Raw genomic sequence first — 6,788 nt, forward strand, 5'->3', positions numbered from 1 at the left:
ACCCCTTACTGTTGGCCTCATGAAGCGAGTAGCGGTGTATGTAAGGCAGAGCGAGGACAAGACCGGCGAGGGCGCCGCCATTGACCGCCAGGAGCGGGATTGCCGCCTGTTGGCGGAGGCGAAGGGGTGGGGGGTGGCAATGGTCTACCGGGACAACTCCATCAGCGCGTCCAGTGGCAAGAACCGGCCCGGTTTTGAGCAACTGGTGGGCGACATTGAGCGCGGACAGGTGGACGCCCTGGTGGTGTGGCACTTGGACCGCCTGACCCGCTCCATTGCGGACCTCACGCGGGTCATCGACGCCGGTAAGCCGAGGAACGTGAATATTGCGTCCGTGCATGGCGTCTCCATCGACCTGGGCGACCCTACGGGCATTGCCGTGGCCACCATCCTGGCCGCGATTGCCGCCATGGAGGTCCAGCACAAGGGGAACCGCCAGCGGACCGCGAACGAGACACGCGCCAAGGACGGAAACGCCTACTGGACCCGGCGTCCGTTCGGCTATGACCGGAGAAAGGTTGGAGACAAATTCGAGGTGATCGTCGTGCCCGCTGAGGCTGAGGCGATACGCTCCGCGGCCGCGGCAGTTCTGGCAGGTTCAACAATTGCCTCCATTGCCAGGCAGTGGAACAAAGATGGGCACAAAACGTCGTTCACGCGGCGGGACAAAAATACGAAGGAAGTCGTCCAGGATGGAGGCACCTGGGGCGTCACCCAGGTCCGGCGGCTCCTCATCAACCCGCGCATGGCGGGCCGCCGCATATACAACGGCGAAGACAAAGGGGCCGGGAAATGGGAGGCAATCCTGGATGAGGAGACGCACCGCCGCCTGGAGGAGAAACTGACGGATCCGCGGCGGCGGACCGCGCCCGATGACCTCAACAGCAAATACCTCCTATCCGGGATCTGCCTCTGTTCCGTGTGCGGCGGGAAAATGTACGCCTCCCCCATGCGGACCCAGGGCAAGGAGTGGATGGTGTACCGCTGTTTGGGCGGCTACCACCTCACCCGCCGCTTAGACCTGGTGGACGGCGTCGTGGAGGGGGTTGTCATGGGCATTCTGTCCCGGCCGGACGCGGCCCGGCTATTCTCTCGGTCGGATGATCTCCGCGAGTTGCGGGTGCGGGCTGTGGAGATACGTGAGCGCCGTGACGCCCTCGCGGCCATGCTGGCTGAGGGCCTGCTTTCCGCGGCCGCGGTACGGGAGCAGGCGGGCAAGCTGGGCACGGACCTGGCCGCCGTTGAGGGTGCTATCGGCGCTCACGAGACGCTCAACCCCATGGCCGCTATCGCTGGGGCGGACAACGTCCCGGAACAGTGGGCGGCTCTCCCCCTGGAGAACAAGCGGCAGATCATCCGCGCTCTCATGACCATCACCGTAGAAAAGGCCGGCAAGGGCGTCCGGTTCTCCGCCGAACAGGTACGCATTGAACCAAGATGACAGGCGGCCTTGACTCAAGATCAAGCAAGACGCGCCACGCCGAACAACGAATAACACGGAAAATCGTGTTAATTTGGTCGCAATAGTAGTCCCGCTGTATAGCCTGAATACCTAAGCGGGAGAAACGAACGATCACGTCGAACTCGGCATTTTCACCGCATCACGTGGGTAGGCAGGATTCAGGCCAGTCCAAGTCCCCCGGAGCCAGCGGCAGCTAACTACTGTCCTGGAGGCTTCGATGCCCGAGATAACACCCCGCTACGCGTCCCCGGCCACGGCCGCCAAATATGCCGACGTCACCCCGCGGACCATTCACAACTGGATTTCGCGCGGCCTCCTCACGGCCTACCGCGTCAATGCCAAGGTCATCCGCGTTGACCTGAACCAGGTAGACGGCATCCTCACCCCCGCCGGTGGTGCCCGATGAGCGCCCTGGCGCGCCAGCCGGAGACTGAAACCACACCCGTCCCCATGGCCGAACACGTTCGCCGCCTGGTTGAGACGTGGCCCCCGCTCACCCCGGAACAGTCCGAACGTATCGCCGTCCTGCTCCGCCCGGGCGGTGCGTCAGCGTGACGGCAGAGAAAAGCCCCGGCGCAGCGTCCGGGGCGATTCACCAGCAAGGCGACCAAGCTTTACCTACCCCGATTTTACCGGCCGGAGGCGCCGTTTACGCGGAGGCATTCGACCAATACCGGGACGCCGGATGGGTGGGCGTCCTGCCGTTACCGGCGCGGCAGAAAAAGCCGGTCCCCGCCGGGTACACGGGCCGCGACGGCGGGTGGCCCAGCTACTCGGACGCCTATGACTGGTCCGAACAGTTCCCGGACGGCAACATAGCGCTCCGCCTGCCCGCCGGTGTTATCGGGATCGACGTGGACCATTACGACGGCAAAGACGGCGGCGGGACCCTAACCGCCCTCCAGGACACCTACGGGCCCTTGCCGCAAACCTGGCGGACCGGATCCAGGGCTGACGGCGTCTCCGGGATACGCCTCTACCAGGTGCCGGAGGGCCTCCGCTGGCCCGGGGACCTGGGCAACGGGATTGAGGTCATCCAGACCAGGCACCGTTACGCCGTGGTCTGGCCCTCCGTCCACCCCAACGGCGGTACGTACCGGTGGACCGGGCCGGACGGCGTTATCCGCGCCAGCGGGGTCCCCTCCGCGGCGGACCTCGCACACCTGCCCCAGGCATGGGTTGACGGCCTCACGTCCGGCGCTGCGGAACAGAACGTCACCGCCGCCACCATGGACGGCGCCTCCGTCAACGCCTGGCTGATCGCCCGCGGGGCCGGGGAACCATGCCGCCGGATGGTCCACGCCGCCCAGGGTTACGCCGCGGCGCTCGCCTCCGGGCAACGCTCCAGGCATGACACCGCCATGGAAGCCGCTATGGGCGTCTGCCACCTGGCGGCGGAAGGCCACAACGGAGCGCTGGCGGCCCTGGGCGTGGTCCGGTCAGCGTTCCTTGACGCCGTGGCCGGTGCCCGCACCCGGGAGGAGGCCGCCGCCGAATGGGACCGCCTCCAAGACGGCGCCGTGAGTATCGCCGCCGCCGGTTCCCTGGTCACCGCGGACCCTTGCGCGGATCCGCTCAGCCAACTGGACGGCCTCATCACGCCGGAGGACCGGCCCGTGGCGCTCGCAGAGCTGGCGGCGCCAGTCCCGGTTGCTGAGGCGGCCGCCGCGGCTCCGGACGCCCAGGGCGTGGTGGAGCGCGTCCTCCCGGTAGTGAACTGGGCGGACCGCTGGGACCGTCCCATCGTCCAGGAGTGGATTGTGGAACCGATCCTCCCGGCCCGGCGCCTGGTCGCGCTCTACTCCCCGCCCAAGATGGGCAAGTCCCTGCTCATGCTGGAGATCGCCGCGGCGGTCGCGTCCGGCCGTGAAGTCCTGGGCACCGTCCCCGCACCCCGGCGGGTCCTGTACGTGGACTTTGAGAACGACATTGACGCGGACGTGATCCCGCGGCTCAAGGCCATGGGATACCAGGCAGCGGACCTGGGGCGGCTCGACTACCTGTCATTCCCATCAATGAGCGCTCTGGACACGGAGCGCGGATCCCTGGAACTCATGGCCGCCCTGGACACGTACCGGTCCGAAGTTGTGGTGGTGGACACCGTCTCCCGCGCCGTGGAGGGCCTGGAAAACGAGAACGACACCTGGCTCAACTTCTACCGGCACACCGGCCTCAAGCTCAAGCAGCGCGGCGTCTCGCTGGTCCGGCTCGACCACTCCGGCAAGGACGAAACGAAAGGCCAACGCGGCGGGTCTGCCAAAAGCGGCGACGTGGACGCCGTGTGGCGCCTCTCCACCGTGGTCCCGGACAAAACGTTCCGGCTGGACTGTGAGGCGGCCCGGATGCCCATCACGGAGAAAACGCTCATCTTTGAGCGCCTCCAGGATCCGCTCCGGCACAAGGTGGAGGGTGCCGGTCCGGTAGCCGCGTTCCGGCACAAGGAGGCGGCGGTGGTGGCGTTCATGGACCAGGGAAACCTCCCGCTCGACACCGGCCGTAAGTCACTGCGGACGGCCATGAGCGGCTCCGGGATCACCGCCTCAAACACTGTGCTGGATGCGGCGATCAAGGCCCGCCGGGAGCGTCACGGGATGCCCATACAGGACTCCCTTGAGGGGCTGGTTTAGGTGACCGCGACCCCGCGGTCACCTGCCCTCCAGACCGGACCCAAAAAGGTGACCGTGGACCGCCCGGTCACCCACGGTCACCCACCCCAAAAACCCCGCCAATACAGGGATACAGGGTGACCGCGCCCCTCCGGTCACCCACGGTCACCGGTAATCCCTGGCAGGTGACCGCCGCTCCTCCTCCCTATAGGAGCGGCGTCCCGGTCACCGCGGCCCACAAACGAGAAAACAACCACACAGACACACCCACGGAGGACAGCATGACAAGCAACCATTTCCAAACAACCAAACCGTTTGAGGAGGCCGTGGTAATCCGGCCGGAGGATCTCCGGAACGCGGCCCGCCTGGCCGTAGCGTTCCGCCACCAGGACCGGATGGGAATCGCCGCCCTCCTGGAAGACGTCCTCTCGGCCGCCGCGGTGGACAAAGACGACCGGGCCGTAACGGGCCTCATCTTGGGCCTGGGCCGCATTCTGGGAATGAACGTTGGCGCCCTGGACGAACACACCGACAACGCAGCGACGGCGGGACTCCGCCACCTCATCAATGAGGCAACTCTCACCATCGAAAGCAGGGGCACAAAGTGAACACCAACGAAGTCTGGCCCGTCATGAACGCCTTGAGCACGGACAAGCACACCCTGGCCGTCCAGGCGGTCACCGCCCTGGTGGAGGGTGACCCGCAAGTCGTCAAAATCATCGGGGTTCAGTACATGGACAACCTCCACGCCTCCGGCCTCGCGGACGGGCTGACCATGGGGCAATTCGTGTCGAAAATCCTGGGCCACCAAAGCCATGATGAGTTCACGGTCGCCCTGCTGTGCCTGGCGGCAGACCTCATGGCACGCCAGCGCCACGGCGTAGCCCAAACCCGGTATGAGGCGCTCCGCCGCGAACTGGGACCGAGGGACCTCTGATGGGCGCCAAGCGATTCACCCCAGCCGGTCACCGCCTGGTCATCTCCCCCGGGGTGGACGTTTCCAGGATCGAACTAGCCAAACGGCGGGAGGAACACGAATGGAGCCAATCCGCGGAGGACGAGTTCCACGCCCTCGCCTGTGATGAGCAGGACCGCCTGGCGGAGCGCGGGCTGGAATCCCCCCACTACGCGGGCGCCAGGGTGGTCCTGGTGAGCGTCTTGACGCCGCGCGTGGAGCAGGTGTTAGCCCGGCTGTACCAACTGGAGACGCGCCCCTAGGACGCCCCAACCGGACGCGCCCGCGGGCTGGCTGTTAATCGGCCGGTCCGCGGGCTATTCTGTTTCTGAGGCCACATAGCGGAGCACGCTAAAGCTGTGGAGGCCGGGGCAACCCGGTAACCAGCGAGTAAGTAGCTCCAGTAACCCGTCTCATGCATGACGCGCAAGGCAGATGCCCGCGGTAACCCCGTCCGCTCACCTCCGCGTCACCCCCTCATCGGCGCCAGCCCGTCCCCAAAGGACCGCGGCGTCCCCTCTCACAGCATGAACGGGTAAACATCATGAACCTCAAAGAGAAGCGCCAAGCCGCCCTCAAGTCCGCCACTGAACTGATCGACGGGGCCAAAGCCGGAGGCCGTGACCTCACGGACCAGGAATACCGGCAGGTTGAGGCCTCCGTCGCCGAAATCAAGGGCCTTGACGCGGAGATTGCACGGATCTCCGGCCAGAAGTCCTATGTCCAGGCGATTGCCGACCTGGCGGGACCGCAGGGCGGGGAAACCGACGGCGCCCACTACCTGGACCTCGGCTCCAAAGCCCACGCCACCAGCCTGGCAAACGCCATGAAAGGCACACGCCCGGACGGTACCAAGGCCCTAGTCCCCAACGGCTCCGTGGTGGTGGGAACGCCCATTATCGACAGCACCCCGGTAGCCCTGGGGCGCCCGCTCCGGTCCTTCCTCCAGGCTATCCCGGCGGTTGAGCGGCCCGCCGCCTACTCCTACCTGGCCCAGTCCGTCCGGACCGAAAACGCCGCCGTCGTGTCCAGCGGCAACGTCAAGCCCGTCTCGGTCCTGTCCCTGGTCAAAAAGCCGGGCAAGCTGTCCGTCATCGCCACCCTTTCCGAACCGATTGACAAGTTCGTTCTGGAGGACGCGCAGGCGCTCGACACCTGGATTGGCGCGGAGCTGTCCCAGGCGATCCTCACCGCCTTGGAGGCCCAAGTCCTCAATGGTGACGGCACCGGCGACAACCTCACCGGCCTGGCCAACACGTCCGGGATCCAGCTGTTCACGTCCGCCGCGGGCAACACGGACAAACTGGTGGAACTCCGGAAGGCCCTCACCAAGCTGGAAACGGCTGGGGAGGTCCCCGTCCAGTTCATCCTCAACCCCAACGACTGGGAGGCGCTAACCATCAAGCGGAACGCCTCCGGGGAGTTCGACACCGGCAACGCCATTGACGCGGAAAAGCGTACCGCCTGGGGCATCCCCGTTGCCCTGTCCAACTCCCTGGCCGCAAACACCTACTACCTGCTGGGCGAGGACGCCGCCGTCATCGGGCGGGACAAGGGCGTCGTCACCGAGTGGGGCGTCCCCGGCGACCTGTTCACCCGCAACCAGGTACAGGCGCGGACTGAGGGCCGGTTCAACCTCGAGGTCCGGCGCCCCTCCGCCGTCCTCAAGGGCACTTTCGTCACCGTCTAGACCCCCGTCACGGCCCAGGCAAGGGACCCCCACCACACCCTCACCTCCCCACCCGGGGGTGGGGGTGTACCCATA

8 protein-coding genes are annotated in these 6,788 nt (G+C 66.3%); all 8 read left to right on the top strand.

All coding sequences use genetic code 11. The annotated features are described in order from the left end of the window. Nucleotides 1-19 precede the first annotated feature (19 nt). The 8 genes from PSET11_RS10925 to PSET11_RS10955 all read left to right on the top strand — a co-directional run bounded on the left by PSET11_RS10925 (nt 20) and on the right by PSET11_RS10955 (nt 6,713). Entirely contained in the window at nt 20-1,441 is a 1,422-nt protein-coding gene (locus tag PSET11_RS10925; RefSeq protein ID WP_124092215.1) for a recombinase family protein, read from the top strand. A gap of 238 nt (nt 1,442-1,679) precedes the next feature. Beyond that, nucleotides 1,680-1,868, top strand: coding sequence for a MerR family transcriptional regulator (locus tag PSET11_RS10930; protein WP_124092217.1), 189 nt, complete (start codon nt 1,680-1,682; stop codon nt 1,866-1,868). Next, nucleotides 1,865-2,017: a hypothetical protein gene (locus tag PSET11_RS16655; protein ID WP_160118984.1), complete on the top strand. Its 153-nt coding sequence runs from the start codon at nt 1,865-1,867 to the stop codon at nt 2,015-2,017. The genes PSET11_RS10930 and PSET11_RS16655 overlap by 4 nt, the downstream gene beginning before the upstream one ends. Next, on the top strand, nt 2,014-4,089 hold the full coding sequence (locus PSET11_RS10935; RefSeq protein ID WP_160118985.1) for an AAA family ATPase: 2,076 nt from the start codon (nt 2,014-2,016) through the stop codon (nt 4,087-4,089). Before PSET11_RS16655 ends, PSET11_RS10935 begins: the two co-directional genes overlap by 4 nt. A gap of 260 nt (nt 4,090-4,349) precedes the next feature. Continuing rightward, nucleotides 4,350-4,676 carry a hypothetical protein gene (locus PSET11_RS10940; RefSeq protein WP_124092221.1) on the top strand — a complete coding sequence of 109 codons (327 nt, stop codon included), beginning with the start codon at nt 4,350-4,352 and terminating at the stop codon, nt 4,674-4,676. Further along, a complete protein-coding gene (locus tag PSET11_RS10945) occupies nt 4,673-5,005 on the top strand; it encodes a hypothetical protein (protein ID WP_124092223.1) in 333 nt (110 codons plus the stop codon). The genes PSET11_RS10940 and PSET11_RS10945 overlap by 4 nt, the downstream gene beginning before the upstream one ends. Next, the gene (locus PSET11_RS10950) at nt 5,005-5,286 is read left to right on the top strand and encodes a hypothetical protein (protein ID WP_124092225.1); all 282 of its coding nucleotides are present in this window, start codon (nt 5,005-5,007) and stop codon (nt 5,284-5,286) included. The genes PSET11_RS10945 and PSET11_RS10950 overlap by 1 nt, the downstream gene beginning before the upstream one ends. A 281-nt stretch (nt 5,287-5,567) precedes the next feature. Next, a complete protein-coding gene (locus PSET11_RS10955; protein WP_124092227.1) occupies nt 5,568-6,713 on the top strand; it encodes a phage major capsid protein in 1,146 nt (381 codons plus the stop codon). Nucleotides 6,714-6,788 lie beyond the last annotated feature (75 nt).

This window comes from Arthrobacter ulcerisalmonis, assembly GCF_900609065.1.
Lineage (GTDB): Bacteria > Actinomycetota > Actinomycetes > Actinomycetales > Micrococcaceae > Arthrobacter > Arthrobacter ulcerisalmonis.

Coding starts and splice junctions, on each gene's coding strand:
- PSET11_RS10925 (WP_124092215.1), top strand. CDS start 20: ATGAAGCGAGTAGCGGTGTATGTAAGGCAGAGCGAGGACAAGACCGGC.
- PSET11_RS10930 (WP_124092217.1), top strand. CDS start 1,680: ATGCCCGAGATAACACCCCGCTACGCGTCCCCGGCCACGGCCGCCAAA.
- PSET11_RS16655 (WP_160118984.1), top strand. CDS start 1,865: ATGAGCGCCCTGGCGCGCCAGCCGGAGACTGAAACCACACCCGTCCCC.
- PSET11_RS10940 (WP_124092221.1), top strand. CDS start 4,350: ATGACAAGCAACCATTTCCAAACAACCAAACCGTTTGAGGAGGCCGTG.
- PSET11_RS10950 (WP_124092225.1), top strand. CDS start 5,005: ATGGGCGCCAAGCGATTCACCCCAGCCGGTCACCGCCTGGTCATCTCC.
- PSET11_RS10955 (WP_124092227.1), top strand. CDS start 5,568: ATGAACCTCAAAGAGAAGCGCCAAGCCGCCCTCAAGTCCGCCACTGAA.